This is a genomic window from Nocardioides sp., from assembly GCF_036493135.1.
Taxonomy (GTDB): domain Bacteria; phylum Actinomycetota; class Actinomycetes; order Propionibacteriales; family Nocardioidaceae; genus Nocardioides.
Window position 1 is genome coordinate 21187 of sequence record NZ_DASXQG010000072.1, and the last position, 21163, is coordinate 42349.

At 70.9% G+C, this 21163-nt stretch carries 15 protein-coding genes and 1 tRNA gene; 12 read left to right on the plus strand and 4 right to left on the minus strand.

The features are described 5' to 3' along the window. Nucleotides 1-40 precede the first annotated feature (40 nt). The 6 genes from VGJ24_RS13715 (at nt 41) to VGJ24_RS13740 (ending at nt 8066) form a co-directional block, all read left to right on the plus strand. Complete coding sequence (locus tag VGJ24_RS13715) at nt 41-2176, plus strand: hypothetical protein (RefSeq protein ID WP_331501187.1); 2136 nt, start codon at nt 41-43, stop codon at nt 2174-2176. Nucleotides 2177-2218: 42 nt separating this feature from the next. Beyond that, entirely contained in the window at nt 2219-3199 is a 981-nt protein-coding gene (locus tag VGJ24_RS13720; protein ID WP_331501188.1) for a lysylphosphatidylglycerol synthase domain-containing protein, read from the plus strand. Nucleotides 3200-3359: 160 nt separating this feature from the next. Then, nucleotides 3360-4841, plus strand: a complete 1482-nt coding sequence (nhaC, locus tag VGJ24_RS13725; protein ID WP_331501189.1) for a Na+/H+ antiporter NhaC — start codon at nt 3360-3362, stop codon at nt 4839-4841. Further along, nucleotides 4838-6301, plus strand: coding sequence for a basic amino acid/polyamine antiporter (locus VGJ24_RS13730; RefSeq protein ID WP_331501190.1), 1464 nt, complete (start codon nt 4838-4840; stop codon nt 6299-6301). The genes nhaC and VGJ24_RS13730 overlap by 4 nt, the downstream gene beginning before the upstream one ends. A 35-nt stretch (nt 6302-6336) precedes the next feature. Further along, the gene (locus VGJ24_RS13735) at nt 6337-7590 is read left to right on the plus strand and encodes an arginine deiminase (RefSeq protein ID WP_331501191.1); all 1254 of its coding nucleotides are present in this window, start codon (nt 6337-6339) and stop codon (nt 7588-7590) included. A gap of 14 nt (nt 7591-7604) precedes the next feature. Further along, nucleotides 7605-8066, plus strand: a complete 462-nt coding sequence (locus tag VGJ24_RS13740) for an META domain-containing protein (protein WP_331501192.1) — start codon at nt 7605-7607, stop codon at nt 8064-8066. Nucleotides 8067-8133: 67 nt separating this feature from the next. On the opposite strand, the gene VGJ24_RS13745 is transcribed toward VGJ24_RS13740, so the two are convergent. The 3 genes from VGJ24_RS13745 to VGJ24_RS13755 all read right to left on the minus strand — a co-directional run bounded on the left by VGJ24_RS13745 (nt 8134) and on the right by VGJ24_RS13755 (nt 12749). Then, nucleotides 8134-10173 carry an MDR family MFS transporter gene (locus VGJ24_RS13745; protein WP_331501193.1) on the minus strand — a complete coding sequence of 680 codons (2040 nt, stop codon included), beginning with the start codon at nt 10171-10173 and terminating at the stop codon, nt 8134-8136. A 604-nt stretch (nt 10174-10777) separates the two neighbouring features. After that, entirely contained in the window at nt 10778-12265 is a 1488-nt protein-coding gene (mptB, locus tag VGJ24_RS13750) for a polyprenol phosphomannose-dependent alpha 1,6 mannosyltransferase MptB (protein ID WP_331501194.1), read from the minus strand. A gap of 181 nt (nt 12266-12446) precedes the next feature. Then, nucleotides 12447-12749 (minus strand): virulence factor, encoded by a 303-nt coding sequence (locus VGJ24_RS13755; RefSeq protein ID WP_331501195.1) that lies wholly within the window; start codon nt 12747-12749, stop codon nt 12447-12449. An 84-nt stretch (nt 12750-12833) separates the two neighbouring features. Between VGJ24_RS13755 and VGJ24_RS13760 the strand changes: the two genes are divergently transcribed. Then, nucleotides 12834-14495 carry an alpha/beta hydrolase gene (locus VGJ24_RS13760; RefSeq protein WP_331501196.1) on the plus strand — a complete coding sequence of 554 codons (1662 nt, stop codon included), beginning with the start codon at nt 12834-12836 and terminating at the stop codon, nt 14493-14495. A 49-nt stretch (nt 14496-14544) separates the two neighbouring features. On the opposite strand, the gene VGJ24_RS13765 is transcribed toward VGJ24_RS13760, so the two are convergent. Then, nucleotides 14545-14616 (minus strand) — tRNA-Arg (locus VGJ24_RS13765). A gap of 128 nt (nt 14617-14744) precedes the next feature. Here VGJ24_RS13765 and argS point away from each other — a divergent pair. Genes argS through thrB form a run of 5 tightly spaced genes read left to right on the plus strand, consistent with a single transcriptional unit; the run spans nt 14745 to nt 21043 of the window. Then, complete coding sequence (argS, locus tag VGJ24_RS13770) at nt 14745-16400, plus strand: arginine--tRNA ligase (RefSeq protein ID WP_331501197.1); 1656 nt, start codon at nt 14745-14747, stop codon at nt 16398-16400. Next, entirely contained in the window at nt 16397-17803 is a 1407-nt protein-coding gene (gene lysA, locus VGJ24_RS13775; protein WP_331501198.1) for a diaminopimelate decarboxylase, read from the plus strand. The genes argS and lysA overlap by 4 nt, the downstream gene beginning before the upstream one ends. Then, a complete protein-coding gene (locus VGJ24_RS13780; RefSeq protein ID WP_331501199.1) occupies nt 17800-19086 on the plus strand; it encodes a homoserine dehydrogenase in 1287 nt (428 codons plus the stop codon). The genes lysA and VGJ24_RS13780 overlap by 4 nt, the downstream gene beginning before the upstream one ends. Next, nucleotides 19083-20150, plus strand: coding sequence for a threonine synthase (thrC, locus tag VGJ24_RS13785; RefSeq protein ID WP_331501200.1), 1068 nt, complete (start codon nt 19083-19085; stop codon nt 20148-20150). Before VGJ24_RS13780 ends, thrC begins: the two co-directional genes overlap by 4 nt. Further along, nucleotides 20147-21043, plus strand: a complete 897-nt coding sequence (gene thrB, locus VGJ24_RS13790; protein WP_331501201.1) for a homoserine kinase — start codon at nt 20147-20149, stop codon at nt 21041-21043. The genes thrC and thrB overlap by 4 nt, the downstream gene beginning before the upstream one ends. Nucleotides 21044-21163: the final 120 nt, after the last annotated feature.

The window sequence follows — 21163 nt, forward strand, 5'->3', positions numbered from 1 at the left end:
GCGCGCCCTCACGCGTCACTCCTGTGGGATAGTGCGGCGGGTGAGGGCGGTGCACCGGCTGCTGACGGTGTTCGGGACGCTGCTCCTGCTCCTCGGCACGATCGCCGGCGTCCTGCACCGTGAGGTGCTCGACGCCGACAGGTTCGCCGACCATGTCGACGCCGTCCGCGCCGATCCGGCGGTCTCACGCCAGCTCGGGGGCCTGGTCACCGCGCGCCTGCTCGCCGCGCAACCGGACCTGACCGCGATCCGGCCGCTCCTGGAGTCCACCGCCACCGCCCTCGTGGCCAGCCCTGCCCTGGGCTCCACGGTGCGATCCGCGGCAGTCGGACCGCTCTACCGGAGCCTGACCGACGGGGGTCGCAACACGGTCGTGCTGCGGCTGGCCGACGTGGCCGCGCTCGTGGTCGGTGTCGTCAACGTCGCCGCGCCGGAGCAGCGTGCCGCGCTGCCGGCCGAGATCGACGTCCGGCTGTCGGCGTTCGGCGGCCAGGACGCCAGCGGAGATGCCGTGCGCTGGGTGCACCTGGTGCGCTGGATGTCCTGGGTGCTTCCGCTGCTCGGGCTGCTGGTGCTGGTCGTTGCCGGCGCCACCCTCGGAGCCGACGACCGCGCCCGCCGCGCTCGGCTGTCCGGCGCCCTCGGGACGGTGGGCCGGGGCGCGCTCGGCGCGGCCGCCGGCTTGGCCGCCCTGCTGGTGCTGGTCGGTTTCCTGACCGGGAGGCTGGACGACGGCACGCTGTCCGGTGCCGTCGTGCGGGCGGTGTGGCACGAGCTCGACGGGGACTTCTGGGCCGCTGCGGGCGTCCTCGCAGCGACGGGTTACGTGCTGACGCTGCTGGCTCGGCCGTGGCCGGACCGGCTCGGGGGTGATCTCGGTCCCCGCGCGCTGGCGGCGCACGCGTGGAGCCAGATGGTCGACCCGGGGCCGCGGCTCGGTCCGCGGACCTACCGGGCGGTGTTCGTCGGGCTCGCCGGCGTGGCCCTCGTGCTGCAGCCCCTCGAGCTGTTCCGGGCGCTGCTGTGGGCCACCGGACTCGTGCTCGTGGTGACCGCCGTCGCGCTGCTGGTTCCGATCGTGGTGGAGGCGGTCCGCGAGACGGTGCTGCACGGGGGGCGCGCCGTGGGCCACCGGGCACAGTGGCAGCACGTGGCCGGTGTGGCCGCGCTGCTCGCGCTGGTGCTCATCCTGGTGGTCGGTGCCTGGCCCGCGCACGACGACGCAGCAGATGCGTTCGGCCATGACGACAGCACCTGCAACGGATACGCCGCCCTGTGCGACCGCCCGTACGACGCCGTGGCCTTCCCGGCGACCCACAACGCCATGTCGGCGGCGAACGAGCCCGGCTGGTTCTTCGCGGAGCAGCCCGACGGCATCGTCGCCCAGCTGGACCACGGGATCCGGGTACTTCTCGTCGACAGCTGGTACGGCCAGCGGACGCAGCGCCGCGGGATCATCGCCAACGCCGACGACAGCCGCGCAGCCGCACTGACCGAGGCGCGGGCGTCGTTCGGCGAGGCCTCCCTGCGCAGCGCCCTCCGCCTGCGGGATGCCCTGAACCTGACTCCTCGTGGACCGGTGGAGCCGTACCTGTGCCACGCGCTGTGCGCTCTCGGCTCGACGAAGTGGCTGCCGGTGATGAAGGACGTGCGCGCCTGGCTGGCCGCCCACCCGCGCGAGGTCGTCACGGTCTTCGTGCAGGACATGGTGAGCCCGGCCGACACCGCCGAGGTGTTCGACCAGGCCGGGCTGTTGCCCTACGTCTACACACCCGGCTCCGACGGGCGGTGGCCAACGCTCGGCCAGATGATCGCGTCCGGTCAGCGGCTGGTGGTGCTGATGGAGAACCACGGCGGCGGTACGACGTACCCCTGGCTGCTGCCCGGCTTCCAGTGGGTACAGGAGACGCCGTTCCACTTCCGGGGTCCTGGGCAGTTCTCGTGCCGCGTCAACCGCGGCTCCCCGAACGCCTCGTTGTTCCTGCTGAACCACTGGATCACCAACAAGCGGCGCGAGGTCTCGAACGCGGCCGAGGTCAATGCCCGTGCGGTGCTGCTCACCCGCGCGGAGCAGTGCCAGGCCGAGCGCGGGCTGCTGCCGAACTTCGTCGCGGTGGACTTCTACGACCGGGGCGACCTGTTCGGTGTCGTGAACACACTCAACGGGACGGGCTGAGCGTTGAGTGTGCAGCGCAAGGCCTGGCTCAGGCGGGGAGCGATGTTCGCCCTCTCCGTGGTGGTTGCGGTGCTGGTGGTCCAAGTGATCGGTGCCATCGACTGGGCAGCGGTACGCGGCGCGCTGACCAAGCTGACGTGGTGGCAGCCGATCGTCCTGCTCGCCGTCGTGCTGGTCCGCCAGGTGCTGAACGCGCTGCCGTTGGCGCTCTACATCCGGGGGGTCTCGACCTACAAGGCCACGCTGAACGACCTGGGCGCGATCCTGATGTCGATGATCGCGCCGCCGCCCAGCGACCTGGCGCTGCGGGTGGCCATGTTCGTGTCCTGGGGCGTCTCGGCGGCGAAGGGACTCGCCGGGACGTTGATGAACACCCTCACCTTCTACGTCGTACGGTTCCTCACCCCGGCGCTCGGGTTCGTCTTCCTGCTGGTGCTGGACCGACCGGCCGGCCTCCGCTGGCTCGAGATCCTGTTCATCCTGGTGGCGCTCGCCATCCTGGCCGGGATCCTGCTGGTGCTCCGGAGCGAGGCGCTCGCGCGTACGGTCGGCACGCGGGCGGGGCAGGTGGTCCGGCGGGTTGGCCGCGACGTCGACCCCGGGGCCTGGGCAGAGGCCTGCCTCACCTTCCGCGCCGACATCTCCGCCACCTTCCGGCGCGGGTTCCCGCGTTCGCTGCTCGCCTACTGCGGGATGCTCGCGACCGACATCCTGGTCCTGCTGCTGTGCCTGCGGTTCGTCGGCGTCGGACCGGGTGACGCCTCGCTGGCCGACCTCGCGGTGGCCTACCTGTTCGCCTACCCTTTCACGCTCTTCCCGTTCTCGGGCCTCGGCGTCGTCGACGCGCTGATCCTGGCCGGGTTGGTGGAGTCGGGCGGGACGTCGATCGAGGCGGCGGCCGTGGCCGGTCTCATCGTGTGGCGGGTGTTCACGGTCGGAGTGCCTGTCCTCATGGGTGTGGTCGCGGTGGCGACCTGGCGGCGGAGCTTGCCGGCACCGGCGGACGTCGTCCCTGATACCTGACCCGCAGGCGGCCGGATCGCGATGCGTTCACCCGGATCGGGTGAACGACCACGTGCCGGTGTCCTGCCACGCTGTCGCTCGACGGCGGTGCGCCCAGCGCGCCCGACGGACGTGGTCGGCCGGGTCTCGGTGCCGTCGGTCCAGTTCCGGAGGTCTGCCCGTGTCTGACCAGACGGACCTGGACCGGATCCGGCCACCCTCGCTGTTCGACGCCCTCCTGCCGCTGGCGACGCTGGCCCTGCTCATCGCCGGCGCGCTGGCGCTCTTCGGGCTCGACGCGCTCGACGGCCCGGTCCAGGTCGCGTTGCTCCTGTGCTGCGCGGTCGTGGCCCTGATCGCGATGAAGAACGGGTATGAGTTCTCCGCCGTCCAGGAGTCGGGCCGGAGCGCGCTGGCGTCCGTGACGAGCGCGGTCTTCATCCTCCTGGCCGTGGGCGCACTGATCGGCGTCTGGAACCTCAGCGGCACCATCCCCACCCTTGTGTACTACGGCATCCAGATCCTGTCGCCCGGCTGGTACTACGCAGCGACGGCGCTGATCTGCGGCGTCGTGGCGTTGAGCATCGGCAGCTCGTGGACCACCGCCGCCACGATCGGCGTCGGCCTCGTCGGCATCGCCGGCCTGATCGGAGTCTCGCCCGAGATCACCGCCGGCGCGGTCATCTCCGGTGCCTACCTCGGCGACAAGGCCTCGCCGCTGTCGGAGACCACCGTCCTCACCGCGCAGATGGTCGAGGTCGACGTCTACCAGCACATCAAGCGTCAGGTCTGGACGTCGGTGCCCGCCTTCGTGATCGCCGTCGTGGTCTTCTCCGTGCTCGGCATCACCGGGCCCGTTACCGTCACCTCCGCAGAGACCACGTCCGACCTGGACAAGCTCAACCAGGTCTTCAACATCACCCCGTTCGCGCTGCTCCCCCTCGCCCTGCTCGCCTACCTGTCGATCAGGAGGGTGCCGGCGTCGCTGGCATTGCTGGCGTCGACCCTGTTCGCCGGGGTGCTCGGGGCGTTCCTCCAGCCGGACGTGTACGCCGACTTCGTCAGCGGCACCGGCAACGTGGTCGTGGAGTCGATCAAGGCGGTCTGGTTGGCCATGGCCAACGGTTTCTCGATCGACTCCGGCATCCCCGACGTCGACAGGCTGCTCTCCCGCGGCGGCATGGACAGCATGCTGCTCACGATCTGGCTGATCCTGGGTGCGGTCACCTTCGGCGCGATGCTCGAGGAGTTCGGCCTGATCACCCGGCTCGTGGCGCCATTGTTCGCCATGGCCACGTCGACCGGTCAACTGTTCGTGGCGGTCTTCGTCTGCGGCTTCGGCCTCAACGTCGTCGCCGGGGACCAGTACATCGCGCTGGTCCTGCCGACGCGGATCTTCCGTGCGGAGTTCGCCAGACGCGGTCTCGCCCCGACCAACCTGTCCCGGCTCGCCGCCGACAGCGGCACGGTCACCTCGCCGCTGGTGCCCTGGAACTCCTGCGGCGCGTTCATGGCCGCCACGCTCGGAGTGTCGACCTTGCTCTACCTTCCGTACGCCATTTTCTCCTACGCAAGTCCGGTACTGAGCGTCCTGTACGGCTTCACCGGGTTCCGCATCGAGAAGGTCGACACCACCAACGGTCCGATCGAGGAGACAGCATGAGCACAGACGCCGAAACCGCAGCAGGAACCACGTCAGGCATCGTCGCCAAGATGACGTTGCCGACCCTGACCGCGATGGTGGTCGGAGGGATGGTCGGCGCGGGCGTGTTCTCGCTGCCGGCCCGTTTCGGGGTCGCGACCGGGATCCTTGGTTCGCTGATCGCGTGGGCGATCGCGGGTGCCGGGATGCTGATGCTGGCCTTCGTCTTCCAGAATCTCGCGATCCGCAAGCCCGACCTGGACTCCGGTGTCTTCATCTACGCCAAGGCGGGGTTCGGGGACTACGCCGGCTTCAACTCCGCGATCGGGTTCTGGGCGAGCGCCGTCGCCGGCAACACCTTCTACTGGGTCTTCATCTCCGCGACCATCGGCACGTTCTGGGACAGCTTCGGCGACGGTGACACGGTGCTCGCGGCGAGCGTCTCGACCGTGGGCGTGTGGCTCTTCCACATCCTGATCGCCCGGGGTGTGCGCGACGCCGCCGTGATCAACCGGATCGTCACCGTCTTCAAGATCCTCCCGATCCTGGTCTTCATCGTCGTGCTGTTCGTGAACTTCGACGCGGGTGTCTTCCGCGACAACTGGACCGCCACCGGGTACGGCGACCTCGGCAACCTCAACGAGCAGGTCCGCAACACGATGATCATCACGACGTTCGTCTTCCTCGGCATCGAGGGCGCCACCGTCTACTCGCGCTACGCCAAGAGGCGCGAGGACGTCGGCAAGGCGACCGTCCTCGGATTCTTGAGCGTGCTGTCGATCTTCGCCCTGGTCACCCTCTCGAGCTACTCCGTGATGACGCAGCCGCAGATCGCCGACACCCGGCAGCCGTCGATGATCGGGGTGTTCCAGTACGTCGTCGGCGACTGGGGCAAGGTCTTCATCAGCGTCGCGGTGATCGTGTCGGTCCTCGGCGCCTACCTCGCCTGGACGCTGATGGCGGCCGAGGTCATGTACATCCCGTCCCGGAACGAGGACTTCCCCGAGTTCCTCGGCCAGGAGAACGCCCACGGCACCCCGATCACGGCCCTCGTCGTGACCTCACTGGCCGTCCAGGGCCTGCTGGCGGCCACGCTCATCCTCACCGACGCCTTGAACTTCATGCTCGACCTGTGCACCAGCCTGGCTCTGATCCCGTACTTCCTGGCGGCGGCCTACGCCCTCAAGCTGGGCCTGATCGGAGAGTCCTACGAGTCCGTCAGTCCCGGCACGCGTCGCAGGGAGACGATCTTCGCCGGCATCGCGACGGCCTACACCCTGTTCCTCTTCGACGCGGCCGGGCTGAAGTTCCTGCTGCTGTCGACGGTGATCCTCGCCCCGGCCACGCTGCTCTACGTCAAGGCCCGCAGCGAACGCGGACGCCGCATCTTCAGCGCCACCGAGATGGCGCTCTGCGTGGTGATCGTGGCGGCGGGCATCATCGGCGCCGTGGGACTGTGGACCGGGCGCATCACGATCTGAGACGGCGTTCCCGCCCCGACAAGAAAGGCAACCCCATGACCGAGTCTGTCTCTTCGACGTACGGCGTCCACTCCGAGGTCGGCCGGCTCCGCAAGGTGCTGGTCTGCGCGCCCGGTCTGGCCCACCGGAGGCTCACGCCGAGCAACAACGACGAGCTGCTCTTCGACGACGTGATGTGGGTCGAGAACGCCCAGCGCGACCACGCCGACTTCGTCAACAAGCTCACCCAGCGCGGAGTCGAGGTGGTCGAGCTGCACGACCTCGTGGCGCAGACGATGGAGGTCGACGGGGCGCGCGACTGGTTGCTGGACCGCAAGATCGAGCCCAACCACGTCGGGATCGGACTGGTCGACGCGACCCGCGCGTACCTCGAGTCGCTGGCGCCGCGCCAGCTCGCCGAGTACCTGATCGGCGGCATGGCCACCAACGACCTGCCCGAGGACCACCGCACCGACTACATCGCGCTCGCGCGCGAGTCGACCGGCGTCCGGGAGTACCTGATGCCGCCACTGCCCAACACGCTCTACACGCGAGACACCACGTGCTGGCTCTACGGCGGCTTGACCATGAACCCGCTGTACTGGCCCGCACGCAAGGACGAGACCCTCATCTACAAGGCGATCTACGAGTTCCACCCGGACTACGCCGGCTCGACGGTCTGGTGGGGCGACCCGGAGCGCGACTGGGGGGAGGCGACGTTCGAGGGCGGCGACATCATGCCGGTCGGGAACGGCGTGGTGCTGATGGGCATGAGCGAGCGGACCTCGCGACAGGCCATCACCCAGGTCGCCGCGGCGCTCTTCGCCCAGGGCGCCGCGGAGCGCGTGATCATCGCCGGTATGCCGAAGCTGCGGGCCGCGATGCACCTCGACACCGTGTTCACGTTCGTCGACCGCGACATCGTCACGCTCTACCCGACGATCATGGACGCCGTGCACACCTTCACCCTGCTGCCGTCGGACCAGGCACCCGGCGTCCAGGTCGTGGACGAGGGTTCGGCGAGGTTCGTCGACGTGGTGGCCCGCGCGCTCGGCCTGGACTCGATCCAGGTCATCGACACCGGCGGCGACGTCTACCAGTCCGAGCGGCAGCAGTGGGACAGCGGCAACAACGCGGTGGCTCTCGAGCCGGGGGTGGTCTTCACCTACGACCGCAACACGCTCACCAACACCCTGCTCCGCAAGGCCGGCGTCGAGGTGATCACGATCGTCGGTGCCGAGCTCGGGCGTGGGCGTGGCGGCGGCCACTGCATGACCTGCCCCATCGTCCGCGATCCCGTGGAGTTCTGACGACGAGGAGGACGATGATCATGCGCGTATCGGGCGTTCGCTTCGCGGTAGGCGGCTTGATGGTCGCGCTGGCTCTCACCGCGTGTGACAACTCACAGCCTCGCGTCGACGTAGGCGGCCTTGCTCAGACACCCGCTGATCTGTCGCAGCTGGAGGGCGGTGTCTGGGTTGCGGACAGCGTGCTGGATCCCGACGTCAGCCTCGTGCCGGGGACGGAGGTCGAGATCCGGTTCCAGAGCGACTCGTTGTCGGTGAACGCGGACTGCAACACGCTGTTCGGTGGCGCCTCCATCGAGGGCGACGACCTGGTCGTCCCTGCCCTGGCCTCGACGAGGAAGGCCTGCGAGGACGCCTTGAGCCGGCAGGACGCGTGGCTGACCGACTTCCTGAGCTCACACCCCGCCATCGAGGTCCTCGACCAGGACCTGTGGCTCTCCCATGGCGACGACTCGGTCATCCATCTCGTCCACCAGTGATCAGTCCACGGCGACCGGGTCGGCCACCGCGAGCGCCGGGTACGCGCCGGAGAGGGATCCGCCCGACTCAGCCGGCAACGCTTTCGAGCTCCCTGCCGGTGCTCTCGTCCAGCAGGCGTCGCGCGAGGTTGTCCAACGCCTCGGCCAGGAGCGCGTCGTCCTCGGCCCCCCAGTCGCTGAGCTCGCGGGCCAGCCAGGCACGGCGGGCCCTCACCAGCAGCGCGACCTCGCGCTGCCCGGTCTCGGTGAGTGTGAGCACGTTGTCGTGGTCGACGAGGTACCCACGCTTCATCGCGGCGGCGAAGGCCGGTGCCAGCACCTCCTGGGGCACCCGCACCCGGAGCGCGACCGACTCCAGCGTCGGGCGGATGCCGAGATCGGCGCGCGCGTGCACCTGGGCCAGGCACCAGCCATCGGCCACCCCGAGCCGGGTTCCGGCCTCGCGCCAGATCGCGATCAGGTCGTCGCGGGTGACCCTGCTGGAGAGCCGGCCGATGGCGAGCTCGAGGCGGCGCACCCGGTCGCTGTTCTCGGGCATCCCGAAGCCGTCCCCCACATCGGCCGCCCCGGCCCGCGTGCTGCCGCGGAGCGGCACCTCCTTGAGGAACCACGCCAGCACGAACGCGGCCAGGGCGACCGGCGCGGCCGCCAGGAAGACGACCTGGAGCGCGTGTGCGTAGGCGTCGACGATGGCCGTGATCTGCTCCGGTGGGTAGGAGTGCAGAGCCTCGGGCGTGGTGGTCCGGGTCGGGTCGACCCCCGGCGACGCGGCGTACGCCGCGGGCAGGTGGTTGCTCAGGACGTTGGCGTAGACGGTGCCGAAGATCGAGGCTCCGAACGAGCTGCCGAGGGTGCGGAAGAAGGTCACGCCGGAGGTGGCCACGCCGAGGTCGCGGTACGCCGCGGTGTTCTGCACGATGATCGTGAGCACCTGCATCGACAACCCGATGCCGCAGCCCAACACCAACATGTAGAGGGCGCGGACCCCCCACGGCGTGGACGCGTTCATGCGTGAGAGCAGCCAGAGCCCGATGGCCATCAGCAGGGTGCCGACGATCGGGAACCAGCGGTAGCGACCGGTTCTGCCGATGATGGTGCCGGAGGCGATGGAGGTGAGCAGGAGACCGACCACGAGGGGCAGCATCTGTAGACCCGACACGGTGGCCGACACGCCGTCGACGTACTGCAGGAACGTAGGCAGGAAGGTCATCGCGCCGAGCATGGCGAAGCCCACGATGAACGCCAGGATGACCGAGATCGTGAACACCGACGAGCGGAACAGCCGCAGTGGCAGGATCGGGTCGGCCGCGCGCGATTCCGCCAGCACGAACAGCCCCAGGCTGACCGCCGAGACGACGAACAGCCCGATGATGGTCGGTGAGTCCCAGGCGTACTGGGTGCCGCCCCACGAGACGGCCAGGGTCAGGCAGCCGGCGCTGGCGGCCACGCAGACGGCGCCGAAGTAGTCGATCACCGGTCGGCCGACGCCCTCGAGGTGCGGCATCGTCGCGGCGGCGAGGACGACCACCCCGATCCCGATCGGCAGGTTGACGTAGAAGGCCCAGCGCCACGACAGGTGGTCGGTGAACAGGCCGCCGAGCAGCGGCCCGAGCACGGTGGTGACGCCGAACACCGCGCCCAGCGCGCCCTGGTACTTGCCACGCTCGCGCAGCGGGATCACGTCGCCGATGACCGCCGTGGCGGTGACCAGGAGCCCGCCGGCCCCGAACCCCTGGACGGCGCGCGCCGCGATCAGCCACGACATGCTCTGGGCGAGACCGCACGCGGCCGAAGCCAGCACGAACGACCCCGCCGAGACCTGGAAGACCAGCTTGCGGCCGAACAGGTCCCCGAGCTTGCCGGCCAAAACCGTGGCCACGGTGTCGGTGAGCAGGTACGCCGAGACCACCCACGACAGGTGGTCGGCGCCGCCCAGGTCGCCGACGATGGTCGGCAGGGCCGTCGAGACGATGGTCTGGTCGAGCGCGGCCAGCAGCATCCCGCCCATCACGGTGACGAAGACCAGGTTCATCCGGCGGCGGTCGAGCACCGCCTCCGAGGCCGCGGGGGTCTCCTCGGCCGTAGGGACCTGTGGGGGCGAGGCCATGAGCGCATTCTGCGCTGCAGGCGCCGCCCCGGCCTAGGTCGAAACGGGTGACCGGGTCAACCGATTCATCGGAGTGACTCCGGCGGTGGCCAGACCGAAAGGCTGCCGGCTCCGTCGGGCGCGGTGGTCGCGGTCGATCCCTTGATCGCGTGATGCCCCTGCGGAACCTTCTTGACGAGGGTGAGCGCCCAGCCGGTGGCCGTGGTCGCGGGGCCGTGCAGCACCGCCAAGGTGTCGTTGGCCGTGTACTGGATGTCGGCGATCGACTCGTCCGCGCTGGAAGATCGTTTGGCCCTCGGTGCACAGCAACGCGTCCTTGCCACCGACCGGGTTGATGGCGCTCGCGACCGCCTCGTTGGTGGCGACGTTCACCAGCGCTGTCTTGTGAGCCTTCGCGCCGTTGACGCCGCTAGCCGTCTGGAAGCTGCCGGACTGGGCGCCGAACACGGCGACCGAGCCGAACGGCTTCGAGGCGCGATGCTCGAGGTGGACCGACTGGGGATGAGGGTGCGTCGCATCCAACGGATGCCGGTGCTGGGTGGCACCAGCAGCCCGGGCTTGAAGCACCGTTGCGCACCCCAGTGGTTCGCTACAGGCCACGGGCTCAGGCCGACGGGGGTGTCGACGTCGGTCGGCGCGCGGTCGTGGGGAGCACCGTCAGCACGATCAGCGCTGCGAGCGGGAAGAAGAGCGCCGGCAGGATCCACTCGGGCACCGCCGGGTGGACCGCGGGTGGGAACCAGAGGGCCAGCGTCGCCGACCCCGCCACCACCGCGACGAGCGCGCGCGGCGAGAGGCGGTCGGCGGCCAGAAACACCAACGGCCACAGCAGGTACCAGGGGCGCGGGGCCGGGCTGCTCACCACCAGCAGCAGGGTCACCCAGGTCAGGGTGCGCAGGGGAGGCCGGCGACGGGCGGTGAGTGTCACCACCGCGAGACCTAGGGCCAGGAGGGCAAGGCCGATCGGGTGCATGAGTGAGTAGCGGTCCCGCGCGTGGCCCGCGACCCGGTCCGGCGCCACCAGGTGGAGGAGGTTCCCGACCTGTTGCGGCACCGAGAGCCAGCTCACGCCCACGGTCCCGTCCCCGACCTGTGAGATCCAGCCCAGGTCGAACCCGAGAAGCGGTCCGGTCAGCAGGAGGGCGGCCACGCCGGCGGTCACACTGGCCGTCCCGGCGACGATCCAGCGCCCGAGTGTCGGTGGCCTCCGGTTGGCGGGGTCGGCGGCGTCGGAGTCCGCGGCGTACCAGTGCCAGACCAGCGGCAGGAAGGGCAAGGCCACCAACGCGGTGACCTTGACCGCGGCAGCGGCGCCGACCAGGACGGCACCGACCAGGATCGCGGTCCGCAGGGAACGGACGGTGGCCGCGACCGTCACGCCGCCGACCAGGAGTGCCAGCATCACCGAGTCGTTGTGCACCGCCCCGACCAGCATCAGCAGGGCGAACGGACCGGCCAGGGTCAGCCATAGTGCCACCTCGGCTCGCCACCCGGTGGCTCGACACAGGCGGGTCAGCGCGAAACCGGTCGCCACGATCCCGGCGGCCGCGACGAGTCTCAGGAGGAACATCCCGGCCCAGGGATGCGGCTGTGCGATCTGGACGACGACCCGGCTGAGCCCGACCCACAACGGTCCGTACGGCGACGGATGGTCGGTCCACTCGTGGGCGACGGCGTGGGCGAAGGGACCGGGGACCGCGTTCGGACCCACGGAGTACGGGTCGAGTCCGTGGGCGGCGACGTTGGCCTGTGCCAAGTAGGACCAGACGTCCTGGCTGGTCACCGGCGCCGCGACGAGCAGAGGAGCGGCCATCGCGGCCGCGGCCCAGCACACCCGGCGGGTCATCCCCGGGACGGTCGGGTCGAGCACGAGCCGACCCAGCGCCAGCCAGGCGAGCACGAGGAGCGCGACGCCGATCTCGTAAGGCCATCGGTACGCCCCCGTCGCGGCGGCCCGGTCGAGGTGGTGGCCGGGCAGCGTGCCGACGACGTACGACGCCCGCGCGACCAGGGCCGACCCGACGACGCCCACGCCGGCAATCACGACGGTGGCCGCTGTCGGCCGGTCGGTCAGGCGCGACAGCGAGGGCATGCGACGAGTCTGCGTGGCGGGTGGAGGCGAACCCGGCTGCACGCGCCGCGGCCGTCCGCGGGAGCCGGGGAGGAGCTCAGCGGCTGCTGGGCTCAGCCGGCGGACAGCCGGGTCACCGGGAGCCCACGCGCCGACCAGAGGTCGGTCCTCGACGGGTTCGGTGGATCCGGGCTCAGTGCGCCTACGGCGCCGCCTCGAGCCCGTCGAGGTACTCGGTCAGCCGCGCGTCGGGCCACTGTTTCTCCAGCTCGGCGACCACGCGGTCGCACACCTCGGTCCCGCCGCCCTCGGCCGGCGTCCACTCGCCTCGCGCCCACCCGGCGAGGTAGGCGTCGGCGCCGGTCTCGCCCAGTCGCATGGCGGCGTCGTCGATCGCGTCCTGGAACCGCTGAGCCAGCTGGCTCTTGATCACGGTCGCGTCCCCCTCGCGGGCCACCACCATCGAGGGCAGCTCGCGCCAGTAGGTCACCTGGTACTCGGTCACGTTTGCGAGGCTAACGGCCGTGGGCGGCGAAGGGGCCGCCGGCCGAGGCCAAGCCAAGAGGCTCGCAGGCACGCGCATGCCACCATGAGGCCTGTGTTGGCCCGGCTCCGACGTCAGCTGCGTGCGCCGTTCGCCGCGACCGCGGGCGCGACACTGCTGTTCTGGGCCTCACTGACCCCATCGCTGCTGCCACGCAGCCCGGTCTACCAGGGCGTCGTGATGGCGGTCGCGGCGCTCGTCGGCTACGGGCTCGGCGCCCTTCTCGGCTGGCTGGTACGCATCTGTGGAGGTCGGTTGGTGGGCCGGCCGCGTCGTCGAGCCTGGCTCGTCGTCGGTGTCGCGGCCCTCGTCGGCACCCTCGTGATGCTGGCGGCGTACCTCCGCTGGGAGAACCGGCTGCGCGACCTCGTCGGCCTCGACCGGATCGGGATCGGCAGCCCGCTGCTGATGCTCGCCATCGGCGCGATCCTCTTCGTCGTCATGCTGGCGGTGGCGCGCGGACTCAAGGCTGCGGGCCGCGTCGTGGGCCGGTTCGTCGGCCGGTTCCTACCGGCCAGGGCCGCGACCGTGGTCGGGGGCCTCGTCGTCGCCTTGGTGGCCTACGTGCTGGTCACGGGCGTCGCCACCAACCGGCTGCTCGAGACCCTCGATGCGACGTTCATGGCGGCCAACGACGAGTTCTCCACCGACACCCCCGCGCCCACGAGCCGCTTCCTGTCCGGCGGTCCGCGGTCGGGGGTGACCTGGGACGACCTCGGTCGACAGGGCCGGGTCTTCATCGCCAACGCGCCGACCCGCGCCCAGATCGCGTCGTTCACGGACCAGCCGGCGATGGCACCGGTCCGGGCCTACGTCGGCGTCGGCACCGACGGCGAGGTCGACCTGAGGCAGGAGGCCGCTCAGGCAGTCGCTGAGCTCGAGCGGATGGGCGGCTTCAAGCGTGCCGTCCTCAACGTCGTGACCGGCACCGGTCGCGGCTGGGTGAACGAGAACCAGGCCCAGGCTCTCGAGTACATGTGGGGCGGCGACACCGCCACGGTCAGCATGCAGTACTCCTATCTGCCGAGCCTGCTGTCGTTCCTCGTGGACGGGAACCGTGCCGAGACCGCAGGTCGGCTGTTGTTCGACGACGTCTATGCGCACTGGAAGGAGCTGCCGCCCGCTCACCGGCCGAAGCTCGTGGTGAGTGGCGAGAGCCTGGGCAGTTTCGGTGCCGAGGCAGCGTTCAGCGGCGCCCAGGACCTCGCCACCCGGACGGACGGCGCGCTCTTCGTCGGGCCCACCAACAACAACTCGCTGTGGAGTCGGTTCACCGCAGACCGGGACCCCGGCACACCCGAGGTGCTGCCGACCTACGAGGGCGGCGCGACCGTCCGCTTCGCCGACAGCCCGCCGGTCTTCGGCACGGAGGACTCCTGGACCGGCTCCCGGGTCGTCTACCTCCAGCACGCGAACGACCCGGTCACCTGGTGGGACTGGTCCCTGGCACTGCACAAGCCCGACTGGCTGTCCGAGCCGCGCGGCCGCGACGTCTCACCGTCCGTCCACTGGATCCCGATCATCACGATGCTGCAGCTGGGCGCCGACCAGATGGTCGCCAATGACGCCCCAGCAGGGCAGGGCCACCAGTTCGGCACGGCTCCGGTCTACGCCTGGGCCACGATCCTTCCGCCCCCCGGCTGGACCACCGCCGACACCACCCGCCTCGCCGCCCGGATCGACCGGCGGGTGGCCCCCATCAGGTGAAGTGACGCCCTGAGGCGTGCCGGGGGGTCTCTGTACCCGGCGAAAAACGCGCCCCCGGAAGGATTCGAACCTTCGCTCCCGCCTCCGGAGGGCGGTGCTCTATCCCCTGAGCTACGGGGGCTCGGGTGGGACGACCTTACAAGCGCAGCAGGCGGCGCGAGAAACCGGCGTCGAGGCCCGGGCAGCCTCGCCGATCCGGTTGGCGGAAGTCGGGCGAGGTCCCGCGCCGTGCGCCGATACCCTGGCCCGGTGACACCCGAGCAGCTCTCCGACCTGATCGTCGCGTCCCTGGCGGACCTCTCCGCCGAGGGCGCGATCACGCTGCCCGACGGCCTGCCCGATACGGTCACGGTGGAGCGACCCCGGCAGAAGGGCCACGGCGACTATGCGACGAACGTCGCCCTCCAGCTGGCCAAGCGGGCCGGCACGTCTCCACGCGACTTCGCGTCGCTGATCGCCGAGCGACTCGGCGCCGCCGACGGCATCGCGGGCGTCGACATCGCCGGGCCGGGCTTCCTCAACATCAGCGTCGACGCCGTTGCCCAGGGCGCGGTCGCCGACGACATCGTCGCGGCGGGCTCGGCGTACGGCGGGTCCGAGGAGGGCGGCAAGCAGAAGGTCAACGTCGAGTTCGTCTCGGCCAATCCGACCGGTCCGGTGACGTTGGCCAGTGCCCGCTGGGCCGCGGTCGGCGACAGCCTCTCGCGACTGCTCGAGGCGAGCGGCTACCAGGTGAGCCGGGAGTACTACTTCAACGACCACGGCGCCCAGATCGACCGGTACAGCAGGTCGCTGCTCGCCTCCGCACGTCACCAGCCAACACCCGAGGACGGCTACCCCGGGCAGTACATCGCCGAGGTCGCGGCCGCGATCGTCGCCGACCACCCCGAGGCGCCGGATCTGCCCGACGAGGAAGCACTCGAGGCGTTCCGGCAGTACGGCGTCGGCATCATGTTCGACGAGATCAAGCAGACCCTCGCCGACTTCCGGGTGCCCTTCGACACGTACTTCCACGAGAACGACCTCTACGAGTCGGGCGCCACCGATCGCGCCATCGCGCGGCTGCGCGAGCTCGGCAACATCTACGAGCAGGACGGCGCCACCTGGCTCCGCACCGAGAAGTACGGCGACGACAAGGACCGCGTGATCGTCAAGAGCGACGGTCACGGCGCCTACATCTCCGGCGACGCGGCGTACTACCTCGACAAGCGCGAGCGCGGCTTCGACCGGTGCCTGATCCTGCTCGGCGCCGACCACCACGGCTACGTCGGCCGGATGATGGCGCTGTGCGCGGCGTTCGGCGACGAGCCCGGCGTCAACCTCGAGATCATCATCGGCCAGATGGTGAACCTGCTCAGCCACGGCTCCGTGGTGCGGATGGGCAAGCGCACCGGCAACATCGTCACCCTGCTCGACCTGGTCGACGAGATCGGGATCGACGCCGCCCGCTACGCGCTCGTGCGCACGCACATCGAGACCAACCTCGACATCGACGTCGACCTCTGGGCCAAGGCGACCAGCGACAACCCCGTCTTCTACGTGCAGTACGCGCACGCCCGTGTCGCCTCGATCCTGCGGAACGCCGCGGACCTCGGGCTCGAGCCCGCCTCCCACCCGGAGCTGCTCACGCACGAGAAGGAGGGCGACCTCCTGCGCGCGCTGGCGGAGTTCCCGCGCGTCGTCACGGCGGCGACGACGCTGCGTGAGCCGCACCGGGTCGCGCGCTACCTCGAGGACACGGCCGCGTCATACCACCGCTTCTACGACAACTGCCGGGTCCTGCCGATGGGCGACGAGGAGCCGAGCGACCTCCATGGCGCGCGGCTCCGTTTGGTCGAGGCGACCCGGATCGTGCTGGCCAACGGGCTCGGCCTGTTGGCCGTCTCCGCGCCGGACCGGATGTGAGCCCGACCCACGAGGCCGGCTGGGCGCACGCCGACGGTGCCCTGCGCGGTCCGGGCTGGTTGCGCCCGCCCGACGATGCCAACGCCCTGGTCCCGGCGCTGTGGTCGTCGACCACGCGGAAGGTCGACGGTGACCTCATCGTCGGCGGCGTCCCGATCCCGGAGCTCGTCGCCAACGTCAACACGCCGGCGTACGTGCTCGACGAGGCCGACCTGCGCGCCCGGGCGCGCGCCTTCCGCGAGGCCTTCGCCGGGTACGACGTGTTCTACGCCGGCAAGGCGTTCCTCTGCACGACGGTCGCCCGCTGGGTCGCCGAGGAGGGGCTGTCGCTCGACGTCTGCTCCGACGGCGAGCTGACCGTCGCGCTGCGCGCGGGCTTCGACCCGGCTCGGCTCGGCTACCACGGCAACACCAAGACCGAGGTCGAGCTGACGCGCGCCGTGGCCGAGGGAGTGGGCCGGATCGTGGTCGACTCCTTCAACGAGATCGAGCGGCTCGAGCGCGTGACCGCCTCGCTCGGCCGCTCCGCCCGCCTCATGGTGCGCGTCACGGCCGGGGTCGAGGCCCACACCCACGAATACATCGCGACCGCCCACGAGGACCAGAAGTTCGGCTTCTCGATCACCTCCGGCGACGCCCTGGAGGCCGTACGCCGTGTCGTCGCCGCCCCGGGCCTGGAGCTGCTCGGGCTGCACTCGCACATCGGTAGCCAGATCTTCGACACCTCGGGCTTCGAGGTGGCGACCCGTCGCGTGCTGGCCCTGCACGCGCAGGTCGGCCAGGAGCTCGGCGTCACGTTGGCAGAGCTCGACCTCGGCGGCGGCTTCGGCATCGCCTACACCACCCAGGACGACCCGTCCGACCCCGCACAGCTCGCGATCGAGATCACCAAGATCGTCGAGCACGAGTGCCGTGCGCTCGGAATCGGGCAACCTCGCTTGTCGATCGAGCCCGGTCGCGCCATCGTCGGCCCGGCGATGTGCACCGTCTACACCGTCGGCACCGTCAAGCGGGTCGAGCTCGACGGGGGAGCGGTGCGCACCTACGTGAGCGTCGACGGCGGCATGAGCGACAACATCCGCACCGCCCTCTACGACGCCGACTACTCCTGCACGATCGCGTCGCGGGAGTCAGACGCACCGCCGGCGCTGGTCCGGGTGGTCGGCAAGCACTGCGAGGCCGGCGACATCGTGGTCAAGGACGAGTTCCTGCCCGCCGACGTCCGCCCGGGCGACCTTCTCGCCGTACCGTCGACCGGGGCCTACTGTCGCTCGATGGCGTCCAACTACAACCACGCGCTGCGTCCGCCGGTGGTCGCGGTGCGGGACGGCGTGGCGACGACGATCGTGCGCCGCGAGACTGTGGACGACCTGTTGGCCACCGACCTGGGAGTTGCGACGTGAAGCCGCTGAACGTCGCCGTGCTCGGCTGCGGCTCCGTCGGCTCGCAGGTGGTGCGACTGTTGACCGAGCAGGCCGGCGACCTCGCCGCCCGGGTCGGCGCGCCGGTGCACCTCGTGGGCGTCGCCGTACGCCGGATCGACGCGCCGCGCGAGGTCGACGTCCCGGACGGACTGCTCACCACGGACGCCGCCGGACTGGTCGCCCGCGACGACGTGGACGTGGTCGTCGAGGTGATCGGCGGCATCGAACCGGCCCGTGCGCTGATCCTGTCCGCACTCGAGTACGGCGCCAGCGTGGTCACCGCCAACAAGGCGCTGCTGGCCGAGGACGGCCCGACGCTCTTCGAGGCTGCCGAGAAGGCCGGCCGCGACCTCTACTACGAGGCCGCGGTCGCGGGTGCGATCCCGATCCTGCGGCCGCTGCGTGAGTCGTTGGCCGGCGACCGGGTCACCCGGGTGCTCGGCATCGTCAACGGCACCACGAACTTCATCCTCGACAAGATGGACACGACCGGCGCCGGGTTCGAGGAGGCGCTGGAGGAGGCGCAGGACCTCGGGTACGCGGAGGCGGACCCGACCGCCGACGTCGAGGGCTTCGACGCCGCGGCCAAGGCCGCGATCCTGGCGAGCCTGGCCTTCCACTCCCGGGTCACCGCCGCCGACGTCCATCGCGAGGGCATCACCGACGTCACCGCCGCCGACATCGCCTCGGCCGCTCAGATGGGCAGTGTCGTCAAGCTGCTCGCGATCGCGGAGCTCGCGGGGGACGGCGTCTCGGTGCGCGTCCACCCGGCGATGATCCCGAGGTCGCACCCGCTGGCCAGCGTCCGCGAGGCGTTCAACGCGGTCTTCGTCGAGTCCGACGCCGCCGGGCAGCTGATGTTCTACGGCCCCGGTGCCGGCGGGGCACCGACCGCCAGCGCGGTGCTCGGAGACCTGGTGAGCGTCGCCCGCAACCGGCTCGGTGAGACCCGCGGCGCCGGCGAGTCGTCGTACGCCGACCGGGTCGTGCTACCGATGGGCGAGACCCGGACGCGCTACCACATCGCCGTCGACGTGGACGACCGCGCGGGCGTGCTGGCCGAGATCGCGACCGCCTTCGCCCAGGAGGACGTCTCGATCCAGACGCTGCGCCAGGAAGGCCGCGGCGCCGACGCGCAGCTCGTCGTCGTCTCGCACGACGCCACCGACGCGCAGCTCAGCCGCACCGTCGAGCGGCTCCGGGGACTGTCCTGCGTGCGCGAGGTCAGCTCGGTGATGCGGGTCGAAGGGATGGCCGAATGACCGCCCAGTGGCGGGGTGTGATCGAGGAGTACCGCCCCTACCTCGACCTGATCCCCGAGGACCTCGAGCCCGTCACGCTGCGTGAGGGCGGCACGCCGTTGGTCCACTCCGACTGGCTCTCCGAGCGGGCCGACGGTGATGTCTGGCTGAAGATCGAGGGCGACAACCCGACCGGCTCGTTCAAGGACCGCGGCATGACGGCCGCCATCTCCGTCGCCCGGCACGAGGGCGCCCAGGCGGTGGTCTGCGCGTCGACCGGCAACACCTCCGCGTCGATGTCGGCGTATGCCGCGCGTGCCGGCCTGACCCCGATCGTGCTGCTGCCCGAGGGCAAGATCGCGTCCGGGAAGATGGCCCAGGCGATCGTCCACGGCGCGCTGATCGTGATGGTGCGCGGCAACTTCGACCGCTGCCTCGAGCTCGCCCGGACCCTGTCGTGGACCTATCCCGTCGCGCTGGTCAACTCCGTGAACCCCGTGCGCCTGCAGGGTCAGAAGACCGCGGCGTTCGAGATCGTCGACTTCCTCGGCGATGCGCCCGACGTCCATCTGCTGCCGGTCGGCAACGCCGGCAACATCACGGCGTACTGGCTGGGCTATGAGCAGTACGCCGTGCTCGGCCGCACCACCCGCAAGCCCCGGATGCGCGGCTTCCAGGCCGAGGGGGCCGCGCCCCTCGTGACCGGTGAGCCGTTCCCCGACCCCGAGACCAAGGCCACCGCGATCCGGGTCGGCAACCCCGCGTCGTGGAAGCAGGCCGAAGCCGCCGCCCACGAGTCCGGTGGACGGTTCCGGGCACTCAGCGACGGCCAGATCCTGACCGCCCAGGCGGAGCTCGCCCGTCGCGACGGGGTCTTCGTCGAGCCGGCGTCCGCCGCCGGTGTCGCCGGGCTGCTCGCCGACCTCGAGGCGGGGGAGTCGTACGCCGGCCTGACCGTCGTCATCACCGTCACCGGTCACGGGCTCAAGGACACCGCGACCGCGCTGGAGTCAGCGGGAGACCTCGTGGACGCCGTCATCGATCCGGACGTCGAGCAGGCCGCGGCGGCGGCGGGACTCCGATGACGTTCGTCTCCTGCCCCGTCGTGGTCCGGGTGCCGGCGACCAGTGCGAACCTCGGCCCGGGCTTCGATTCGCTGGGTCTCGCCCTCGAGCTGCGCGACGAGCTCGAGGCAACGGCCACCGGGTCGGGCCTCGGCGTGGACGTGGTCGGCGAAGGTGCCGGCGACGTGGCGCGCGACGAGACGCACCTCGTGGTCCGCGCGATGCACGCCGCCTTCGATGCCCTGGGCGCACGGCCGGACGGACTGCTCCTGTCCTGTCGCAACCGCATCCCCCACGCCCGGGGCCTGGGGTCCTCGGCCGCGGCGATCGTGGGCGGTGTCTTCCTGGCCCGGGCACTCGTCGGAGGAGGGCCGGAGCGGCTCGCCGACGACGCGGCCTTCCGGCTGGCCGCCGAGCTCGAGGGGCATCCCGACAACGTGGCCGCCGCGGTGTACGGCGGGCTGACCGTCGCCGGTCGGTCCGACGACGGTTTCTACGCGAGCCGCGCCACGGTGGCACCGAGCCTCCGTGCGGTGGCCTTCGTGCCGCCGACGGCGCTCTCGACGACGGTGGCCCGAGATCTGCTCCCCGAGGTCGTCCCGCATCGTGACGCCGCCGCGAACGCCGGTCGAGCCGCGCTGCTCGTGGCTGCCCTGGCGGGACGGACGGACCTGCTCCTCACCGCGACCGAGGACCTGCTGCATCAGCCGTACCGCCGCCCCGCGATGCCGGACTCCATGGACCTGGTCGACCGGCTCCGCGCCGACGGCCACGCCGCGGTCGTGTCCGGCGCGGGCCCGTCGGTGCTCGTGCTGCTCGCCGACGACCGCGACCTCACGTCGTACACCCCGGCGGGGTGGGCGCAGCTCGTCCTGGACGTCGCCACGGACGGCGTACGAACCGCGGTTCGATAGCCGGGAATGCCGACCCGTCGGGTGGCGTTCCACCTTTTACCAGCGCGCCGTTGGTGAATCGTGGCGATGCCGCGCACGACGAGGGCTGGTGCTATCGTGGCGATGCGCCAGGGCGGCGAC